Annotated in this window: 21 protein-coding genes; 12 read left to right on the top strand and 9 right to left on the bottom strand. The window is 32.1% G+C overall.

Features of this window, described 5'->3' with window-relative positions:
• The first annotated feature begins 23 nt into the window (after nucleotides 1–23).
• On the top strand, nucleotides 24–1,085 hold the full coding sequence (locus B3C18_RS11310; RefSeq protein ID WP_291146702.1) for a WD40/YVTN/BNR-like repeat-containing protein: 1,062 nt from the start codon (nucleotides 24–26) through the stop codon (nucleotides 1,083–1,085).
• Nucleotides 1,086–1,158: 73 nt separating this feature from the next.
• Here B3C18_RS11310 and B3C18_RS11305 read toward each other — a convergent pair whose 3' ends face one another.
• From B3C18_RS11305 to B3C18_RS11290, 4 genes are all read right to left on the bottom strand, one after another.
• Nucleotides 1,159–1,614, bottom strand: coding sequence for a sensor of ECF-type sigma factor (locus B3C18_RS11305; protein ID WP_291146700.1), 456 nt, complete (start codon nucleotides 1,612–1,614; stop codon nucleotides 1,159–1,161).
• A gap of 18 nt (nucleotides 1,615–1,632) precedes the next feature.
• Nucleotides 1,633–2,046 carry a hypothetical protein gene (locus B3C18_RS11300; protein WP_291146698.1) on the bottom strand — a complete coding sequence of 138 codons (414 nt, stop codon included), beginning with the start codon at nucleotides 2,044–2,046 and terminating at the stop codon, nucleotides 1,633–1,635.
• Between the two features lie 33 nt (nucleotides 2,047–2,079).
• Nucleotides 2,080–2,622 carry an RNA polymerase sigma factor gene (locus B3C18_RS11295; protein WP_291146696.1) on the bottom strand — a complete coding sequence of 181 codons (543 nt, stop codon included), beginning with the start codon at nucleotides 2,620–2,622 and terminating at the stop codon, nucleotides 2,080–2,082.
• 75 nt (nucleotides 2,623–2,697) lie between these two features.
• On the bottom strand, nucleotides 2,698–3,915 hold the full coding sequence (locus tag B3C18_RS11290) for an SRPBCC family protein (RefSeq protein WP_291146694.1): 1,218 nt from the start codon (nucleotides 3,913–3,915) through the stop codon (nucleotides 2,698–2,700).
• Between the two features lie 343 nt (nucleotides 3,916–4,258).
• Here B3C18_RS11290 and B3C18_RS11280 point away from each other — a divergent pair, with 343 nt between their 5' ends.
• The gene (locus B3C18_RS11280; RefSeq protein ID WP_291146691.1) at nucleotides 4,259–4,639 is read left to right on the top strand and encodes a nucleoside triphosphate pyrophosphohydrolase family protein; all 381 of its coding nucleotides are present in this window, start codon (nucleotides 4,259–4,261) and stop codon (nucleotides 4,637–4,639) included.
• 237 nt (nucleotides 4,640–4,876) lie between these two features.
• Here B3C18_RS11280 and B3C18_RS11275 read toward each other — a convergent pair whose 3' ends face one another.
• Nucleotides 4,877–5,947, bottom strand: coding sequence for a branched-chain amino acid aminotransferase (locus B3C18_RS11275; protein ID WP_291146689.1), 1,071 nt, complete (start codon nucleotides 5,945–5,947; stop codon nucleotides 4,877–4,879).
• A gap of 310 nt (nucleotides 5,948–6,257) precedes the next feature.
• Between B3C18_RS11275 and mnmD the strand changes: the two genes are divergently transcribed.
• Together mnmD and B3C18_RS11265 are read left to right on the top strand one after the other, a co-directional pair.
• Nucleotides 6,258–6,923, top strand: coding sequence for a tRNA (5-methylaminomethyl-2-thiouridine)(34)-methyltransferase MnmD (mnmD, locus tag B3C18_RS11270; RefSeq protein WP_291146687.1), 666 nt, complete (start codon nucleotides 6,258–6,260; stop codon nucleotides 6,921–6,923).
• A gap of 166 nt (nucleotides 6,924–7,089) precedes the next feature.
• Complete coding sequence (locus B3C18_RS11265; RefSeq protein WP_053471796.1) at nucleotides 7,090–7,287, top strand: hypothetical protein; 198 nt, start codon at nucleotides 7,090–7,092, stop codon at nucleotides 7,285–7,287.
• A gap of 35 nt (nucleotides 7,288–7,322) precedes the next feature.
• Here B3C18_RS11265 and B3C18_RS11260 read toward each other — a convergent pair whose 3' ends face one another.
• Nucleotides 7,323–8,264: a LysR substrate-binding domain-containing protein gene (locus B3C18_RS11260; protein WP_291146684.1), complete on the bottom strand. Its 942-nt coding sequence runs from the start codon at nucleotides 8,262–8,264 to the stop codon at nucleotides 7,323–7,325.
• A gap of 110 nt (nucleotides 8,265–8,374) precedes the next feature.
• Here B3C18_RS11260 and B3C18_RS11255 point away from each other — a divergent pair, with 110 nt between their 5' ends.
• From B3C18_RS11255 to can, 4 genes are all read left to right on the top strand, one after another.
• Nucleotides 8,375–8,854 (top strand): Dps family protein, encoded by a 480-nt coding sequence (locus B3C18_RS11255; protein ID WP_073484763.1) that lies wholly within the window; start codon nucleotides 8,375–8,377, stop codon nucleotides 8,852–8,854.
• Between the two features lie 133 nt (nucleotides 8,855–8,987).
• Nucleotides 8,988–9,266 carry a hypothetical protein gene (locus B3C18_RS11250; protein WP_235992049.1) on the top strand — a complete coding sequence of 93 codons (279 nt, stop codon included), beginning with the start codon at nucleotides 8,988–8,990 and terminating at the stop codon, nucleotides 9,264–9,266.
• Between the two features lie 80 nt (nucleotides 9,267–9,346).
• Nucleotides 9,347–10,993, top strand: coding sequence for a SulP family inorganic anion transporter (locus tag B3C18_RS11245; protein WP_291146679.1), 1,647 nt, complete (start codon nucleotides 9,347–9,349; stop codon nucleotides 10,991–10,993).
• A gap of 121 nt (nucleotides 10,994–11,114) precedes the next feature.
• Nucleotides 11,115–11,753, top strand: a complete 639-nt coding sequence (can, locus tag B3C18_RS11240; protein ID WP_053471791.1) for a carbonate dehydratase — start codon at nucleotides 11,115–11,117, stop codon at nucleotides 11,751–11,753.
• A 33-nt stretch (nucleotides 11,754–11,786) separates the two neighbouring features.
• Here the strand turns inward: can and B3C18_RS11235 are convergent, their stop codons facing one another.
• Entirely contained in the window at nucleotides 11,787–12,989 is a 1,203-nt protein-coding gene (locus B3C18_RS11235) for an LETM1-related biofilm-associated protein (protein ID WP_256635607.1), read from the bottom strand.
• Nucleotides 12,990–13,107: 118 nt separating this feature from the next.
• Nucleotides 13,108–13,635, bottom strand: coding sequence for a superoxide dismutase family protein (locus tag B3C18_RS11230; RefSeq protein ID WP_291146676.1), 528 nt, complete (start codon nucleotides 13,633–13,635; stop codon nucleotides 13,108–13,110).
• A 214-nt stretch (nucleotides 13,636–13,849) separates the two neighbouring features.
• Between B3C18_RS11230 and B3C18_RS11225 the strand changes: the two genes are divergently transcribed.
• The 4 genes from B3C18_RS11225 (at nucleotide 13,850) to B3C18_RS11210 (ending at nucleotide 16,323) form a co-directional block, all read left to right on the top strand.
• Entirely contained in the window at nucleotides 13,850–14,278 is a 429-nt protein-coding gene (locus tag B3C18_RS11225) for an META domain-containing protein (protein ID WP_291146674.1), read from the top strand.
• A gap of 29 nt (nucleotides 14,279–14,307) precedes the next feature.
• Nucleotides 14,308–14,817 (top strand): DUF4251 domain-containing protein, encoded by a 510-nt coding sequence (locus B3C18_RS11220; protein ID WP_291146672.1) that lies wholly within the window; start codon nucleotides 14,308–14,310, stop codon nucleotides 14,815–14,817.
• 54 nt (nucleotides 14,818–14,871) lie between these two features.
• Nucleotides 14,872–15,768, top strand: coding sequence for a transporter (locus B3C18_RS11215; protein WP_291146670.1), 897 nt, complete (start codon nucleotides 14,872–14,874; stop codon nucleotides 15,766–15,768).
• Nucleotides 15,769–15,837: 69 nt separating this feature from the next.
• Nucleotides 15,838–16,323 carry a hypothetical protein gene (locus B3C18_RS11210; RefSeq protein WP_291146668.1) on the top strand — a complete coding sequence of 162 codons (486 nt, stop codon included), beginning with the start codon at nucleotides 15,838–15,840 and terminating at the stop codon, nucleotides 16,321–16,323.
• A 71-nt stretch (nucleotides 16,324–16,394) separates the two neighbouring features.
• On the opposite strand, the gene B3C18_RS11205 is transcribed toward B3C18_RS11210, so the two are convergent.
• Complete coding sequence (locus tag B3C18_RS11205) at nucleotides 16,395–17,489, bottom strand: glycoside hydrolase family 18 protein (protein WP_291146665.1); 1,095 nt, start codon at nucleotides 17,487–17,489, stop codon at nucleotides 16,395–16,397.
• Nucleotides 17,490–17,615 lie beyond the last annotated feature (126 nt).

Genomic DNA, 17,615 nt, shown 5'->3' with positions numbered 1-17,615 from the left:
GCATTGAACAAATCTTAATTTTTATGAAAAAACTAATTTTATTTTTTGGTGTTTTTATTTTATTAATGTCTTTTAGAACGCTTAATATCAGCAATAAAAAAGCTTTTAGCAGTGGTTTTATATCAGTTAAAATCGATACATTATTTCAGGATAAAATTAGTATACGAGCGATCTTAATTGATAAAGATAAAGTTTGGTATGGAGGAGATAACTCACGTTTTGGCTATTACGATTTAGATAAGAAAGAAAAATTTGAAGAACATATCTACCGTGATACGTTAAAATTAGAGTTTAGAAGTATTGCACAAAACTCAAAAAACATCTTTTTATTAAGTGTTTCTAATCCGGCTTTGCTTTATTCGGTTTCTAAAAAAGACCATAAAGTTAAGTTAGTTTATAAAGAAGTTAATGCAAAGGTTTTTTACGACAGTATGCAGTTTTGGAATGATAAAGAAGGAATTGCAATTGGAGATCCTACAGAAGATACTTTTTCTGTAATTGTAACTCGTGACGGAGGAGAAACGTGGACAAAATTATTGTCTGATAAACTACCTACAAATGCAACCGGCGAAGCAGCTTTTGCCGCAAGTAATACGAATATAGTTGTTAAAGGAGACGATACGTGGCTGGTTTCTGGCGGAAAAAAGGCTCGTGTTTTTTATTCTCCAGATAAAGCAAAAACATGGAAAGTTGTAGAAACTCCTATTGTTCAGGGAAAAGCTATGACGGGTATTTATACAGCCGATTTTTATGATGCAAAACATGGTTTTATTGCAGGAGGAGATTATGATCTTCCAAACAAAAAATCAGGTAATAAAGCTTATACAAAAGATGGTGGGAAAACTTGGGAATTAATTGGTCAGGATTTGGGCTTTGGATATGCTTCTTGCATACAATATGTTCCGGGTGGAAATGGCAAAGAGATTATTTGTGTTGGTTCTGAAGGAATTCAATATTCTCAAAATGGAGGCGAAAACTGGACACAATTGTCTACAGATTCTAAACTTTTCACCATTCGTTTCGTTAACAGAAATACTGCAATTGCAGCCGGATACAATAAAGTAGTTCGGCTAAACTTTAAATAAAAAATAAGAACCCTAAATAATAAAGTAAGTATTATTATATAGGGTTCTTATCACTGTTGTGTCTTAAAGGAATTTACTTTCCTGCTTTATCCCGATATTGTTTTAATAATTTTCGGTTAAAATCATCTTCAGATTTTTTAAGCTTTAATATTTTTTTTGCCGGCAATATCTTTTTTAGGTTTGTCATAAACTTTTCACGTAAAAGATACAATTCTTTATCCGTACATTCAATTTGAGATAACAATGTAGTGGCTTCTTTTTCTGAAATTGAATTGATGTTATCGTCGTCTAATTTATTCAGATACGTTTTCATTTTATCATGACGCAATTCAAATTGTTTGTCATCGTACGCATTGTAAATGGGCCAAAATTTCTCTGCTTCTGTTGGCGTAAGCTCAAGTTCTGTAGTTAAAAACGAAACTTTAAAAGCTTTAATTTTTTCACGTTTTTCATCTGTTTTATCATTTTGAGCATAAAATGAAAAAGTAACTAAAAACAGAAGTAATGCTAATATATTTTTGATTTTCATATTTGTATAATTTTGTTTTTATTCAGAAATTAAATTTTCAATATTAGGATTTGTTGCTAAAATATCCTCCAGTGTTTCTTCTTCTAATGCAACATTCTTATTTAATTTGTCAATGTCTTTAGTGTCTAACTCTTTAATTAAATCGTATTGATTTAAGTTTGATTGATAAGTCAAATACGTTTCTAATGTTGCTTCGTCAAGCTCTTTTGATGCTTTATAATAGTGATTTGCAGTTGGAATCAAAAAGGCAACAAAAACTGCCGCAGCCGCCGCTATCGAAATAACTTTTTTGCGTTTATAAAGAGGAATTACTTTTACTTCTCTTTCATTAATCTCTTCTAAAACTTTTGCCGAAAGGGTATCAAAATAATGATCCGGAGTTTTAAATCCTGATTTTACTTTCGGTTCGTTTTCTAATTTTAATTCTTTCATAATGTCTGTAAGATAAGATTTGCTATAAAAGGTTTAATTTGTTGTAACATATAATTCAATTTTTTTCACCGCATGATGATATGATGCTTTTAATGCACCAACGGATGTGCCAAGAATTTCTGCTATTTCTTCGTATTTTAATTCTTGAAAATATTTCATCTTAAAAACCAGCTGCTGCTTTTCTGGCAGTGTAACGATTGCTTTTTGAAGTTTGATCTGGATTTCATCTCCATCAAAATAAACATCTGATTTTAGATTGTCGATCGTTTTATTTTGTAAATCTTCAGAAGTTATACCTTTTAATTTTGCTTTCTGATTTAAAAAAGTCAAAGCTTCGTTTGTCGCAATTCGATACATCCATGAAAAGAGTTTACTTTCTCCTTTAAAGTTTTTTAAGTACTGAAATACCTTTACGAAAGTATTCTGCAAAACATCATCTGCATCATCATGATTCAAAACAATATTTCGAATATGAGAATACAGCGGTCTTTGATAATCAGATATAAGTTTTTGAAACGCTGTGTTTTGCGTTTTAGGATCTAATAATTGTTGTATAAATTCCTTTTCGTCGGTCAAACTTCTTGATTTATCAATCCTTATATTAAATTAGAATGAATTTTAAGCAAAAGGTTTAATCCAACCTTAAAAAAATTAAAATTCAGAGTCTTCTTCTGTTTTTGCAGGAGTTGTTGTTGCGGGTGCTGCAGGTTTTGGTGTAACTGGTTTTTGAACTGCAGGTTTTTGCGCTGCTGGTTTTGGTGTTGTTGGCGTTCCAGTTTCAGCGTCAACTTCAATTCCAGTGTCGGTTCCATAAGTGTAAACAGGTGTTGTAACAGAAGCGGGAACTACTTTTGGTTTAATTGGGAAATAAATTTCTGTAACTAATTTAGAAGGGCTTTTTGTATCTAATTTGCTTACAGACAGAATTTCAAGATGTGACCATCCTAATTCAGGTATAATTTTTTGATTGTTGATATAAGCTGTTGTTTTTGCAATTGCTTCATTTGTATGCGTGTAATCTCCTTTTAAAGTGGTTTTAACAGCGTCAAAACCATTTAATTTTCCTGATAAAATATCACTTCCCGGACTAATCGAAATCTCTTTATTAATTGGTAAACAAATGGAGATTTTTGCTAATCCTTTTGCAGTATCATAAGTGTGATAAATAATAAAAGGTTTTCCGTTTGCGCTTAAATCATTGGTTTCGCTAAAATGAATCAGTTTCGGAATTACAATTCTGGCATTTTTATTAATCTTAGCAATTTCGCTTGTAAATGTCTGCTTGATATACGGAGTTTCGGTTTTTTTAACCACTCCATCTACTTTTACAGCGTAAGTTTTGGTTTCGTAATCCAGGTTTTTGTCAATGTTTACAAGACTTTTTTCGTAAATAGTTCCAATAACTTTATCTGAACCGCCATTTAATGCCGCATATATTTTAAACAAAAAGCTCATTGTTCCTTTTGCTTTCCAGGTCACTTTTGTTTTTCCTGCAAGCGTATCTTTAAAAGTCCATGTTACATCAGCTTCGGTGCCGTCGTATTTCATTTTTTGTACAATACTTTCACCATCTTTTGTTTTTAGTGTAATGGCATTTCCGGCTTCTTCTTCGCTAGACCAGGAAAAAGAACCTCCGTTTCCGGAAGTTTTATTTGGGAAAGTAAATTTAAAAGACGGATCTTCAACTGCCCAAGATTCAAAATCTTCGTAGTTTCTAAAGTCATTTACATAATTATATACAGTTGCTTTTGGAGAATTGATTACTTTGCTTCTTTCAACAGAAAAAATCCCTTTTTGGGTAGCAACAAAAACGGTAAGAGCAACTAAACTTAATAAAAGTAAAAGAAATAAATATTTTAGAATCTTCATTGGTGCAGGTTTTTCGTAAAGTTATAAATTTTCTTGGGAGTCTAAACTAATAACTAAAAATAATAGATTGTATTATCTCTTTAAAAAGATTTTGATGACAAATAAAAGGGCAATAAAAAGAAGAAATACAAGTAATACTTTATAATTTCCTTTGTAAAAAACTTTGTGAAGTGCAAGATCTTTGCGGTAAGCGAAAATCATTACGATTACAAATGCAATAAAAAAACAGAGTCCGAATATTAATTGTCCTTGACTAAACATACTTAAAAATAATTTTTGACAAATTTAGAGAATTGTATACGATTTGTTGCTAATTTGCCGACTCATTTAATAGAATAAAAACATGAAAAAACAACTAGACGCAGTTACTGAATTTCATACTGCTTTTAAAATAGGTCACAGCCAGATTCCAATTGCTGATTTGGGAGAAACTAAAAAACTGCTTCGTTATAATTTAATGAAAGAAGAAAATGAAGAATATCTTGAAGCGGTACAAAATAATGACTTAGTCGAAATTGCTGATGCTCTTGGAGATATGATGTATATTTTATGCGGAACTATTATTGAACACGGTCTGCAGGATAAAATTGAAGCTGTTTTTGATGAAATCCAACGCAGTAATATGAGTAAGCTTGGTGAAGATGGAAAACCAATTTATCGTGAAGACGGAAAAGTAATGAAAGGTCCAAATTACTTTAAACCTGATTTTTCTAAGTTACTATAAAGAGAAATTCTGTGTGCAAATGTTTTAAACACATAGAGACATAGTTTTTGGTGCTTATAAAAAAGACGTTTCACTTGCATTAATGCACATAGCTATGTGTGAGAAACATGTTTCTTTTTGTATTCTTTATTAAACACATTAAATCTATGTTTCTATGTGTTTAATATAAATTACAGATATATAATAAAAAACCCGACAACGAATGCTGTCGGGTTTTGTTTTTATTCTGATATTGGATTATTGAACTTTAACTGTCCATCCATAAGTATCTTCAGAAAGTTTGTTTTGAAGACTTGTTAATTTTTCTTTTAAGAATGAAGCATATGAATTCTCAATTGGAGCTAATTCAAAATATTCATCTTTATATGAGAAACCTTTAATTACACTGATAACTGCGGCAGTTCCAGCTCCAAAAATTTCTTTTAAAGATCCGTTTTTAGCAGCTTCAACTAATTCAGAAACAATTACCGGACGAACTTCAACATTTAATCCTTCTTTTTCAGCCATTGCAATTAAGCTTTTTCTGGTAATACCATCTAAAATTCTTTCGCTTGTTGGAGCAGTTAATAAAGTATCGTTGATTCTGAAGAAAACGTTCATTGTTCCCGCTTCTTCCAGTTTTGTATGCGTTGCATCATCAGTCCAGATAACTTGTTGGAAACCTTCTTTGTTTGCTAAGTTAGTTGGGTAAAACTGTGCAGCATAGTTTCCGGCAGCTTTTGCAGCACCAATTCCACCATTTGCAGCTCTACTGTAATGTTCAGCAATAATTACTTTTACTTCGCCGCCATAATAAGATTTTGCAGGAGAAAGTAAAATCATGAATTTATATTCGTCAGATGGATTTGCAATAACCCCAGGACCAGTAGCAATCATAAAAGGACGAATGTACATACTTGCACCGTTTCCTCTTTGAATCCATTCCTGATCGATTTTTAATAATTCATTTAAACCTTCCAAGAATACATCTTCCGGAACTTCAGGCATAGCCATACGTACAGCAGAATTGTTGAAACGCTTGTAGTTTTCATCAGGTCTAAACAACCAAACATCATTATTTTCATCTTTATAAGCTTTCATTCCTTCAAAAATCGCTTGTCCATAATGAAAGACTTTTGAAGAAGGATCCATTAAAATCGGTGCATAAGGCTTAATGACCGGAGTCTGCCACTGTCCGTTTTTGTAATCACATTCAAATAAATGGTCTGTAAATACAGCACCAAAGCTTAAGTTTTCAAAGTCTACAGAACTTATCTTAGACGAAGTAGCTTTTCTGATTTCAATTTTGCTTGTTTGAGTTGTACTCATAATTATGTAAAGTTTTATCTAATTGGTATTCTTAACAGATGAAAATATAACGTAATGATCTGATGAAGAATAGGTTTTCTCAAATGCAAAATTACGGAAAAATATATAATTTACTTGGTAAAACTGCATTAATTCCTGTGTTTAACTGAGATTTATTTATCTTATAATAAACCTAAAATTTTTGCGGAGTTTTATAAGGAATTTATGAAAAAACTATCATTTTTTAAGGCTTTACGCATTTGTTTTAAGTAAATTTGACTTGGAAAATGGGTTACAGAACTATAATTATCCATTGCAAAATTCGAAAATTGTGAAAAGAGAAATAATTAAAACGCTAGATGGTTCAACCACAATTCATTTAGAAGAATGGAATGAAAGTTACCATTCAAAACACGGTGCCATACAAGAAGCAAAACATGTATTTATAATGAATGGTTTGTCCTTATTTGAGAATAATCCGGTTTCAATTCTTGAAATTGGTTTTGGAACGGGTTTGAATGCTTTTATAACTTTTTTAGAATCAGAACATAAGCAGCAGCAAATTGATTATGTTGGAGTAGAAGCTTATCCTGTAAATGCCGAAGAAGTTCTAGGAATGAATTATGTTGCCGAACTTGAGGCATTGGAATTTGAGAACATTTTCGAGAAAATGCATAAAACAGAATGGAATGAGAAAAACGAAATTAGCAGCAAATTCTCGTTAACTAAAAGGAAACAATTTTTTGATGAAATAAACGATTTTGAAATTTTTGATTTGATTTACTTTGATGCCTTCGGATATCGCGTGCAGCCGGAGCTTTGGAGTACTGAAATTTTTCAGAAAATGTACAATAGTTTAAAGCCTAATGGAGTCCTTGTAACTTATGCAGCCCGCGGAGTTGTTAAAAGAAGCATGATTTCTGTTGGATTTACAGTCGAAAAATTAGCAGGCCCGCCTGGAAAACGAGAAATGTTTAGAGCCTTTAAAAAGGTGTAATTTAGTTGTTTAGAATGGTTCTATATTGATTTATCTGTACTAAGAAAACGTATTCGTTGATAAAGTTTTTAAAAAAATAAGTTAAAAAGAAACTTTATATGTGATTAATGTTTACATTTGGTGCGAGTTTAAAAATATAGATAACCCCCAAAAATCTTATTTTATTATGTCAAAAATGATGTTTGATTACACGAAATCAATACTTGAGAGAGTAAGTTTCGACCCGGTACTTTTCTGCAGAGAGTTAGAAAAAGCTATCAAAACACTGTTACCATACGAAATGGAACAATTGCAAGAATGGTTATTAAATTTCATTATTGAAAAACCAGAATTAAAACAAAGTCTACTACTGATTAAAGTATAAAAGAAAAGGAGCCAAATTGGCTCCTTTTTTTATGCTTACTTTTTTTGCAGCGGACTAATGATTTGAACGTTCTGAAAAACAATTGCGCCTTTTACAACGCCGGCAATTGTAGACCTTAAAGCGTCAATGATTTGCATTTTTAATTCACTCTTTGGGTAAATCAAACTTACCTCTCGGGCAGGTTTTGGTTCCTTAAAGTTTCGTAGTTTCAGTTTGTCGGATTCTTTTAAGTCTAAGGTGTGCAAGTACGGAAGTAACGTTGTACCCAAACCTTCGTCGGCTAATTTTATTAAAGTTTCAAAACTTCCGCTTTGAATCTGGAAATTATTTTGCTCGACATCAGTACCGTTTTTACATAAATTTAAAATCCCGTCTCTAAAACAATGTCCGTCTTGTAAAAGCAGGATTTCATTAATGTTTAAATCAGCCACTTCGATTTCTTCTTTTTGAAAACTGTGATGATGCTCCGGAATGTAAGCTACAAACGGCTCAAAGTATAAAACGATTTCTTTTATTTTTTCATCTTCAAGCGGGGTTGCGGCAATTGCCGCATCAAGATGACCATTTTTTAGCTTTACAATAATTTCATCTGTATTAAGCTCTTCGATTAAAAGCTTAACCTTTGGATATTTCTTAATGAAATTATTCAAAAACATAGGTAAAAGCGTTGGCATAATCGTTGGGATAATTCCTAAACGAAATTCGCCGCCAATAAAACCTTTTTGCTGTTCGACAATATCTTTAATACGATCTGCTTCGTTTACAATATTTTTTGCCTGATTTACAATCTTTTGACCAATATCTGTAAGCTGAATAGGTTTTTTACTTCTGTCAAAAATTAAAATATTAAGTTCTTCTTCAATTTTTTGAATCTGCATACTTAATGTGGGTTGTGTCACGAAACATTTTTCGGCTGCAAGCGTAAAGTTTTTATGCTCTGCAACTGCTAACACATATTGTAATTGAGTTATCGTCATTTTGATAGTAATTTTTGATACAAAAATAAGTAAATATAATTTTTTTTTATAATTTTTTTAATGAAGATAATTTAAATTTGTAGTAAACTTAGTTATAAAAAATGAAGATTATGAAAACAAATATTTTAGGATTACCTGTAAAAGAGTCAGAATTGTTAGTGAAAGAATTAAATGTTTTATTATCAAATTTTCAGGTATACTATCAAAATTTAAGAGGAATTCACTGGAACATTCGTGGAAAACGTTTCTTTGATTTGCATGTAAAATTTGAAGAATTATATACAGATTCACAATTAAAAATAGATATGATTGCAGAAAGAGTTTTGACAATTGGCGGAACTCCATTACATACTTTTGAAGATTATATCAACAACAATAAATTAACAGTTGGAAAAAATATCTCAAACGATGAAAAAGCAGTTCAGTTAATTGTAAATTCATTATCTGATTTGTTAAAAATTGAAAGAGAAATCCTGAATAAATCTGGAGAAATTAATGATGAAGGTACAAATTCAATGATGAGTGACTTCATAGCAGAGCAGGAAAAAACAATTTGGATGATGAATGCATGGCTGGACGAATCGCTATAATTTATTGTTTATGAATGTATTAAAAAGCAGAATAGTCTAGTTTGATTATTCTGCTTTTATGTTTTTGTTAAAATTGTATAAAATTTTTGGCTTGTCGCTTTGATTTTATTTGTTTAACGCTATTTTTGCTCCGATGAAAATACTAGCACGCATATTATTATTCATATTTATTGCCTTCTTATCGACCCCGACAATTGTTCAGGCGATTAAGAAAGGAAGTTCTTGCGTGTCTTTTAATTTTTCTGAAGAGGAAGTGCATAAAGAACTAAAATCTGTAGTGCATCCTGTAATTTTAGAACATGAAGCACCGCTTCCTGTTTACATTCAAAAGAAAACGATCGTTTCTGAAAACATCGTAAAACTAGATAATATTTCTCCGAGCATATTTGCTCCACCACCCAACTTGGCATAATACTTCCGATTATTTTAAGAACAACTGTATTTACAGCAAATGCGGCATGGTTCTAATGTATCAATTTTTAGTATTGTATTATGACAAAAAAAATCAATCTTTTTGCCAACCTTAAGTCTGACTTCGCTTCAGGTTTAGTGGTTTTCTTGGTGGCTCTTCCATTGTGTTTAGGTATTGCAATGGCTTCTGGAGCGCCGTTATTTTCTGGAATTATTGCAGGTGTTATTGGTGGTATTGTGGTAGGTTATTTAAGCCAGTCACATATTAGCGTTTCTGGCCCTGCGGCTGGTTTAACAGCAATTATTTTAACTGCTATTACTGATTTTGGTGCCTTTGATGTGTTTTTATTGTCTGTATTTATTGCAGGACTAATTCAATTGGCATTAGGATTTTTAAAAGCGGGAAGTATATCAAACTATTTTCCAACAAACGTAATTGAAGGAATGCTTGCAGGTATCGGAATTATCATTATTCTGAAACAAATTCCGCACGCATTTGGTTACGATGCTGATTTTGAAGGCGATCAGGCTTTTATTCAAAACGACGGAAGTAATTCATTTTCATTTCTTTTTGATGTCTTAAACCATATTCAATTAGGAGCTGTTGTAATTTCGGCAATTTCACTTGTAATATTAATTTCGTGGGATAGAGTTCCATTTTTAAAGAGATTAAAATTAGTTCCGGGTGCGCTTGTAGCTGTTATCTTGGGCGTAGTATTAAACGAATTTTTTATATCAACAGGAAGCTCATTGGCAATTGCAAAAGAACATTTGGTTTCTTTGCCGGTTCCAAAGTCTTTTGATGATTTTAAATCCATTATAATTACACCAAATTTTGCAGCGGTTTCAAATCCGCAGGTTTGGATTGTAGCTGTTACAATTGCCGTTGTAGCTTCAATCGAAACACTTTTGTGTATTGAGGCTTCAGACAGAATGGACGTTCAAAAACGTTATACTGATACCAATGTTGAACTTAGAGCGCAAGGTATTGGTAATATTGCAAGTTCACTTTTGGGCGGATTACCAATGACATCTGTTGTGGTAAGATCTTCTGCAAATAATAACGCAGGTGCAAAATCTAAAATGTCATCAATTATTCATGGTGTACTTTTATTAATAAGTGTATTGTCGATTCCGGCAATTTTAAATAAAATTCCTTTGGCAACTTTAGCTACGGTTTTAATCTTGGTTGGATATAAATTAGCAAAACCAGCAACCTTCATGCATTTCTGGGAAAAGGGTAAATACCAGTTTGTCCCTTTTATCGCAACTTTGGTCTTTGTCGTTGCGACAGACTTGCTTAAGGGAGTTGCTTTAGGAATTATTATTAGTATCATTTTTGTTTTGAGAGGAAACTTAAAAAGAGCTTACATCTTCAAAAAAGAAGAATATGAAGACGGCGATGTCATTCATATCGATTTAGCGCAGGAAGTTTCTTTTTTAAATAAAGCCGCGATCAAACAAACGTTGAGTGAAATTCCGGAAAACTGTAAAGTAATTATTAATGCGCACGATACAGAATACATTGCGCATGATGTATTAGATTTAATTCGAGAGTTTAAAGAAACCCGTGCCATTGATGAAAACATCAAAGTAAAACTAAAAGGTTTTAAAGAGGCATACGAATTAGAAAACACTCCTGATAACAACAATCACGTTTCGATTGAACATTATTATGATGTTGCAAAACGAGCATTGGTTAAGAAAGAACAAAAGGAAAAATTTTAAACAAATTATATAAATAAAGATATTAATCAGGTTTGAGAAGTATCAAAATTTAAATAACTTTACAAAAAAGTCTTTTTGATATGCTTAAGCATTGATAATACTAAGAAAAAACCTAAGAAAGATGAGAAAGTTCTATGAACAAATATTAGAGAACAATAAAAAATGGGTAGAAGATTCATTAGCAAAAGATCCTAATTACTTTGCTGATTTAGCTAAAGGACAATCGCCGCCATTATTATGGATTGGATGTTCTGACAGCCGTGTTCCTGCAAATGAAATTATTGGGGCAAAACCAGGTGAAGTGTTTGTACACAGAAACATTGCTAACATGGTTGTTCACTCAGATATGAATATGTTAAGCGTACTGGATTATGCAGTAAATGTTTTAAAAGTAAAACACGTAATTGTTTGCGGACATTACGGATGTGGTGGTGTAAAAGCGGCTATGGGTAATTTATCTGTTGGAATTATCGATAACTGGATTCGTCACATTAAAGATGAATACCGTTTACATGATAAATATTTGAATTCTATTGAAGATGAAACAGAACGTTTTAATGCTTTTGTAGAAATCAATGCTAAAGAGCAAGTTTACAATTTAGCTAAAACATCAATTGTACAATCGGCTTGGAAAAACGGTCAGGATTTAATGCTTCACGGATGGGTTTACGGATTGAATTCTGGTTTTGTAACCGATTTAAATGTGACCATTTCTTCGAATGATGAACTTGATGATGTTTACCAGCTGAGTAATCTATAAAAATAAAAAATCGCCTCAAAAGGGCGATTTTTTTTATTCGTTTTCGTCTAGATTTTCATTGAATGCAGATGGTAACATCGTTGGAATAAACTTAATTAAAATCGGCAGTAATAAACTTCCGCCCGGAAGTAGAAATATCGTTAAGGACGGAATCGTTTTACAAATATCTAAAAGCTGTTTTTTTACTTTTTTCTTTTCCTTCGCATCTAAATCCCTTGTTGTAGAATAAGCTAATAGAACCATTAATTCTTTACTCTGAACAATTTCCTTAATTAACCTGTTTTTGTTTCTTATAATCAGTTTTACAACGCTGTGCGTCATCTGATCGTAGAAATGCTTAACTGGATTTGAGTAATTAAAATACGGAATTTTCTTTTTATGAGTCGTAATAAAATCATGCGTGGTGTCGATGCTTGCTTTTACAAAATCATCAGCAACACCCATCATTGAACCTAGAGAATACAAGAAATACGATTCTTCATTTTCGACAACGCCATCACTCCACAAAGCCATTCCGGCCATATCGATTAAATAATAATGCTCTAAAGTATTTTTGAAATAATCTAATTGTAAGGTGTCTAAAGTATCTACAGTAACTTTCGAAAATTTAGAATAACGGATTGAAGCCTCAAAAAGTTTAATTAGCAAATCGTCGTGCTGCGATTTGATCGTTTTTGTTTTTAAAGCTAAGCCTACGATTCCAAGAACCGTTTCTTCAATTCTTTTTAGATATTTTTCAGGAATTTCTCCATGTTCTAAATATTGTCTAAAAGCCAAAACATCAATAAACAAAAGCGCATTCGTTACTAAATGCGAAAAATTTTTGCTGATGATACTGTCATTGGTCTGCACTCTTTCATCAATTATGCTTTCTAATGAATGAGAAGGAGTGTCTTTTGGAAGTAGAATCTTAAACAAATTAAACCCTTCCGGATTCATTTGTTTGTAGAATTTTAAAACTTCGGTAATAAAGTTATTTGGTTCAGAATTTCTTTTTTCCAAACAAAAAACATGATAAAGGGTGTTTAATAAGGCAATTTTAGAGATTTCGGTTTTAAACCAGCCTTTTATCGGAATTGGAATTTGAGAATCAATTGCAATGATATGACCGTAGATAAAACCGGTTTCTCTAACTTTATAGTAAAAGGAATCTGTAGTTTCAAAAGGAATTGCCTCTGAAAACTTCTGCTCACTAAAAAACTTATCGATCCAGCCGTGTGCTGATGGGTTAATCATTGAATTGAATTTATAGCTGCAAAGCTATATCTTTTTCTTGTTTTAGAGTGAATTAAAAATAAAATAACCACTACATTTTTGTGAAATATAGTGGTTATTAGTGTTTTATTATTTTTTACTACTTAATTATTCCGGCACAGGCAACTCTTCCTCCGGCATTTCCGGTTGGCTGAGTTGTAAAATCATCTGTTCCCTGATGTACAATTAAACCTTTTCCTAACACATCTTTAGTCGCATCGCCGCAGCCTACGCACCATTCGTCAGTAGTTAAGGTTATAGTTCCGTTACCTTTTTCATCAGCGGTAAAGTTTCCAATATCACCTTTATGATATTCTCCAACTCCCCATTTTCCGTGTTTTTTAAAAGTCGGGTTCCAGTGTCCGCCGGCAGAACTTCCGTCGGCAGCAGTACAATCTGCTTTTTCGTGAATATGTATTGCGTGAACTCCAGGCTGTAAACCAGAAACTTTTGCAGTAAAAGTTACTTTGCCATCTTTCTCCGTAAAAGTAGCAGTTCCGCTTACGTTACTACCGCTTTTTGGTTCTAATGCTACAGTCAAAGTTTTGGCATCATTTGATTTTGTATTGGTCTTACAGCCAATGAATAAAGCTGTAATTATAGCGAATGATACGATCAGTTTTTTCATATATATGGGCATTTTAAATTAAAGATTAAGTAAATTTAACATAAAATAACGGAATAATTTGACTCTAAAAGTTAAAAAAAAGTCAAACTATAGGTCGTAATTTAAGATCGATTGAGCGCAAAAACGAAAAATATTGTTTAAATTCGTAATAGTTTTAACGAAAATTTTCTGAAACTAAATTTTTCTAATTCGTTCATATTTAATACTTAATGTTATGATGAAAAAGATTTTTATCCTCGTTTTTATTACTTCGTTTTTATTTTCCTGTAAGTGTCAAAAAACAGATTCGGCCGCAAAACTCGACGGAACCTGGGAACTCAATTATATTACCGGACCACGAATTACTTTTGAGGGTTTGTATCCGAATAAAAAACCGACTATTACCTTCAATACAAAAGATAATCAGGTTTCTGGAAGCAATAGTTGTAATTCCTACACAGGAAAATTGGTTGTAAACGGCAATAAAATTGACTTTACGCAGCCAATGGCAGTTACTAAGATGATGTGTGTTGACGGACAGCAAGGCGAACAAACGTATATGAGTACGCTTCAAAAAATTACATCGTATGATATTACGGATGATGGAAAAACGCTGAATTTAATTTCAGGAGATATTGCAATGATGAGATTTACGAAAAAGTAAACGACTTGTTTTACTTAAAATGATGTGAGATGAAAACTAAATTATTCCTTTTATTAGTATTGTTTGGCTTTTTGAATTTTTCTGTATTTGCACAGCAAAAAAGCAAAAAAGAACTAAAAGCCGAAAAAGAATTACAAAAGCAAAAAGATACCGAAGCTTTAATCGATTCTAAAAATTTTGTTTTTGAAGCCCAAAAAGTAACACCACAAGGCGGACGGCTTATTATTTTAGATTACAATACTTATTTTTTGAAGTTTAATGCTGAAAAAACAACCTGCGATCTTCCTTTTTTTGGCCGCGGATATAATGTGGGTTACGGAAGTGACGGCGGAATTAAATTTGAAGGAAAACCGGAAAATATTAAAATAGGGAAGAAGTCTAAAAATTATAGTGTAAGAGCCACTGTAAAAGGCAAAGACGATGTTTATGATTTAATATTTACTATTTTTTTTGATGGAGGAGCTACACTTTCTGTCACCAGTAATAATAGAGGTCCAATTTCCTATGATGGAGAAATAAGCGCACCAAGAACCGAATAGATAAAAATATAAAAAGAAGGGTTTAATAGATTTGTGTAATACATACTTAAATATATGCCTAAATTTTATCATCTTTTACCGTTAGTTTTTTTATTTAGCTTAGAGATGTTTAGTCAGGATCTCGAACCCAGAGTATATGCCAATGTCGCTAAAAATCTTAATGTTGTCGCGATAGGATATGTTTTTACAAACGGAAATGTGTTAACAGATCCATCTTTACCAATTACTGATTTTACGCTTCATAGCCATAATGCAGCAGTAAATTATATTAGAACTTTTGGGCTGTCAAATAAACTGGCTCGTGTTCAGGTTTCTGTTCCTTATACTTTTATGGATGGTTCACAAACCCGAACAAATGGAGATGTGTTAACTGGTTCACGAACTGGTTTTGCTGATATGAAAATACGTTTTGGAATTAACCTTCTTGGTTCTCCCGCACTTGATAAATCTGAATTTAAAGACTTTGAACAGAAAACTATTTTGGGAGTCAGCTTAGTTACTTCAGTTCCAACGGGAAAATATTATGATGATAAACAAGTAAATATTGGAACGAACCGTTGGGCTTTTAAACCGGAAATTGGAGTATCAAAGCGTTTTGCACATGTTTATGCAGAAGCTTATGGAGGAATTTGGTTTTATACAGATAATAATGATTTTTTAGGAAAGAAGTTAGAGCAGAAACCTACTTATAGTTTACAGGCACACGCAAGTTATTATTTTAAAAATCATATGTGGATTGGTTTTAATACCAATTGGTTTTTTGGCGGAAAGACGATAACTGATGGAGTTTCTGATGATAGTGAAATTGATAACTGGCGGGTAGGAGGAACATTTTCAGCACCAGTTGCAAAAGGACAGTCTGTTAAGTTTCAATATCATATTGGTGCTTATACCAACAATGGGTTGAATTATTATGCTTTATCTCTGGCTTATCAATACTCGTTCTTTTAATTAAAGTGTTTACAATTAGAATATTATAGAATGCATAATTATTTAGAAACAAATTTAAAAATCAATACTATGAAAAAATTAAGTCTTATTTTTATTATGGCAATTGCCATGTTTTCATCTTATGCACAATCTTCATTTAAAGAAGATGTTGATGTTTTACAAAGTGTTTACGGAAAATCTAAAGCCGATTTAGTAAAGCAGTATATGAATTTATCAGATGCTCAATCTGCAGCTTTTACAAAAGTGTATGATAATTATGAAACAGAGCGAAAAAATCTCGGGCAGGCAAAATTTCAATTAATAAATGATTATGCACAAAACTATGCAACGCTTACAGATGCAAAGGCAGATGAATTAGCAAAAGGAACTTTAAAAAATCATCTGGCTTATGAAAAACTATACTCTAAAACATACGGACAGGTAAAGAAAGCAGTTGGAGCAATAAATGCCGCCAAATTTATTCAGTTAGAAGTTTATTTGCAGACAATAATTAGAGCAGAAATTTTAGAATCGATTCCGTTTATTGGAGAATTAGACAAATCCAAAATCCAATAAAAACATCTTTATAAAATAAAACGGCAGTTACTTAAAAAATAAATGCCGTTTTTTATTTGTTTTAATGAAATTTATTTAGTTGTTTTAACTTCATAAATCGCATTAACCATTCCGTCACGGAAACTGTCTAAAGTCAATTCCCAAAACATGATTCCGCCTAATTTTTTAGACTTTACATATTCTGTTTTTGCTTTAATAGATTTAATATCGTCTGAAGTTGCAAAAGTTTTTGTGCCTTCATTATACCAGTATGGAGCTTTTGCTTTATCATCCCAGAAATATTTCCAGCCGTTAGCTTCTGTATAAGTTGTAGCATAGTTTTTAAAGTCAGCACCTTGAAAATGCTCTCCTGCCTGATACAATCCGTTGTTGATATTTTCTACATTTTTCCATTGTCTGGTATAAAATGCACCTCCAATTACTAATTTTTCAGCAGGAACTCCAGCTTTCAATAAAAACTCAACCGCTCTGTCTGTAGATTCTTCTTTTGGATTTGTGCTGTATAATGGCGTGTGATGTCCCGTAATTTTAGAATATCCATTCACTAAATCGTAACTCATAATATTAATACGGTTTACTAATGGAGATACAGCTTTCCAATCAATCGATTCATCAAGATATTTTTGAAAACCTCCGGCAGCAAAACTCAACTCGTATTTTTTACCTAAAGTTGAACGGAGAATTTTAAGCAATTCGGTAAAATTTGGTTTGTCAACAGCTTGGTATAAATGCCCTGGAAGTCCTTCTATTGCTGGATATTCCCAGTCTAAATCTAAACCGTCAACTTTAAAGTAATCGCTTACTTCTTTTACTGATTTTGCGAATTTCAAACGCCCATCAGCAGTTGAAAATGCATCAGAACATGGTTCGCAGCCACCCCATCCGCCAAGAGATAAAACGATTTTTAATTGTGGATTTTTAGCTTTTAGAGAAACCAAATGTTTTATGGTAATAGAATCTTTAGGAGAATCTACACTCAGTTTTCCATCTTTTAAATGACAAAAACTAAAGATAATTTGATCTAGTTTATTGACTTCATACTCGTCAATTAGTTTAGAATCACCAGTATAATAAGCGATGATATCTAATTTCTTATTCTTCTGCGCAAAAATGTTTGTGGATATAAGGCAGATAAATAAAAGGGCAATTAGGCTAATTTGTTTCATTTTATGTTTTTTGAAGATTTAAAACGCTAAATATAAAACATTAGAATTTAAATTTTGCTATCAATCCTGTAACATAACCTCAATTTTAATAAAGATTTGTGAAATTGGCTGAAACCATATAAGTGA

The organism is Flavobacterium sp. UBA7680 (assembly GCF_002482975.1).
GTDB lineage: Bacteria > Bacteroidota > Bacteroidia > Flavobacteriales > Flavobacteriaceae > Flavobacterium.
This window is presented reverse-complemented; position numbering and strand designations above follow the sequence as displayed.

Coding starts and splice junctions, on each gene's coding strand:
- B3C18_RS11310 (WP_291146702.1), top strand. CDS start 24: ATGAAAAAACTAATTTTATTTTTTGGTGTTTTTATTTTATTAATGTCT.
- B3C18_RS11305 (WP_291146700.1), bottom strand. CDS start 1,614: ATGAAAATCAAAAATATATTAGCATTACTTCTGTTTTTAGTTACTTTT.
- B3C18_RS11300 (WP_291146698.1), bottom strand. CDS start 2,046: ATGAAAGAATTAAAATTAGAAAACGAACCGAAAGTAAAATCAGGATTT.
- B3C18_RS11290 (WP_291146694.1), bottom strand. CDS start 3,915: ATGAAGATTCTAAAATATTTATTTCTTTTACTTTTATTAAGTTTAGTT.
- B3C18_RS11280 (WP_291146691.1), top strand. CDS start 4,259: ATGAAAAAACAACTAGACGCAGTTACTGAATTTCATACTGCTTTTAAA.
- B3C18_RS11275 (WP_291146689.1), bottom strand. CDS start 5,947: ATGAGTACAACTCAAACAAGCAAAATTGAAATCAGAAAAGCTACTTCG.
- B3C18_RS11265 (WP_053471796.1), top strand. CDS start 7,090: ATGTCAAAAATGATGTTTGATTACACGAAATCAATACTTGAGAGAGTA.
- B3C18_RS11260 (WP_291146684.1), bottom strand. CDS start 8,264: ATGACGATAACTCAATTACAATATGTGTTAGCAGTTGCAGAGCATAAA.
- B3C18_RS11255 (WP_073484763.1), top strand. CDS start 8,375: ATGAAAACAAATATTTTAGGATTACCTGTAAAAGAGTCAGAATTGTTA.
- B3C18_RS11250 (WP_235992049.1), top strand. CDS start 8,988: ATGAAAATACTAGCACGCATATTATTATTCATATTTATTGCCTTCTTA.
- B3C18_RS11245 (WP_291146679.1), top strand. CDS start 9,347: ATGACAAAAAAAATCAATCTTTTTGCCAACCTTAAGTCTGACTTCGCT.
- can (WP_053471791.1), top strand. CDS start 11,115: ATGAGAAAGTTCTATGAACAAATATTAGAGAACAATAAAAAATGGGTA.
- B3C18_RS11235 (WP_256635607.1), bottom strand. CDS start 12,989: ATGATTAACCCATCAGCACACGGCTGGATCGATAAGTTTTTTAGTGAG.
- B3C18_RS11230 (WP_291146676.1), bottom strand. CDS start 13,635: ATGAAAAAACTGATCGTATCATTCGCTATAATTACAGCTTTATTCATT.
- B3C18_RS11225 (WP_291146674.1), top strand. CDS start 13,850: ATGATGAAAAAGATTTTTATCCTCGTTTTTATTACTTCGTTTTTATTT.
- B3C18_RS11220 (WP_291146672.1), top strand. CDS start 14,308: ATGAAAACTAAATTATTCCTTTTATTAGTATTGTTTGGCTTTTTGAAT.
- B3C18_RS11215 (WP_291146670.1), top strand. CDS start 14,872: ATGCCTAAATTTTATCATCTTTTACCGTTAGTTTTTTTATTTAGCTTA.
- B3C18_RS11210 (WP_291146668.1), top strand. CDS start 15,838: ATGAAAAAATTAAGTCTTATTTTTATTATGGCAATTGCCATGTTTTCA.
- B3C18_RS11205 (WP_291146665.1), bottom strand. CDS start 17,489: ATGAAACAAATTAGCCTAATTGCCCTTTTATTTATCTGCCTTATATCC.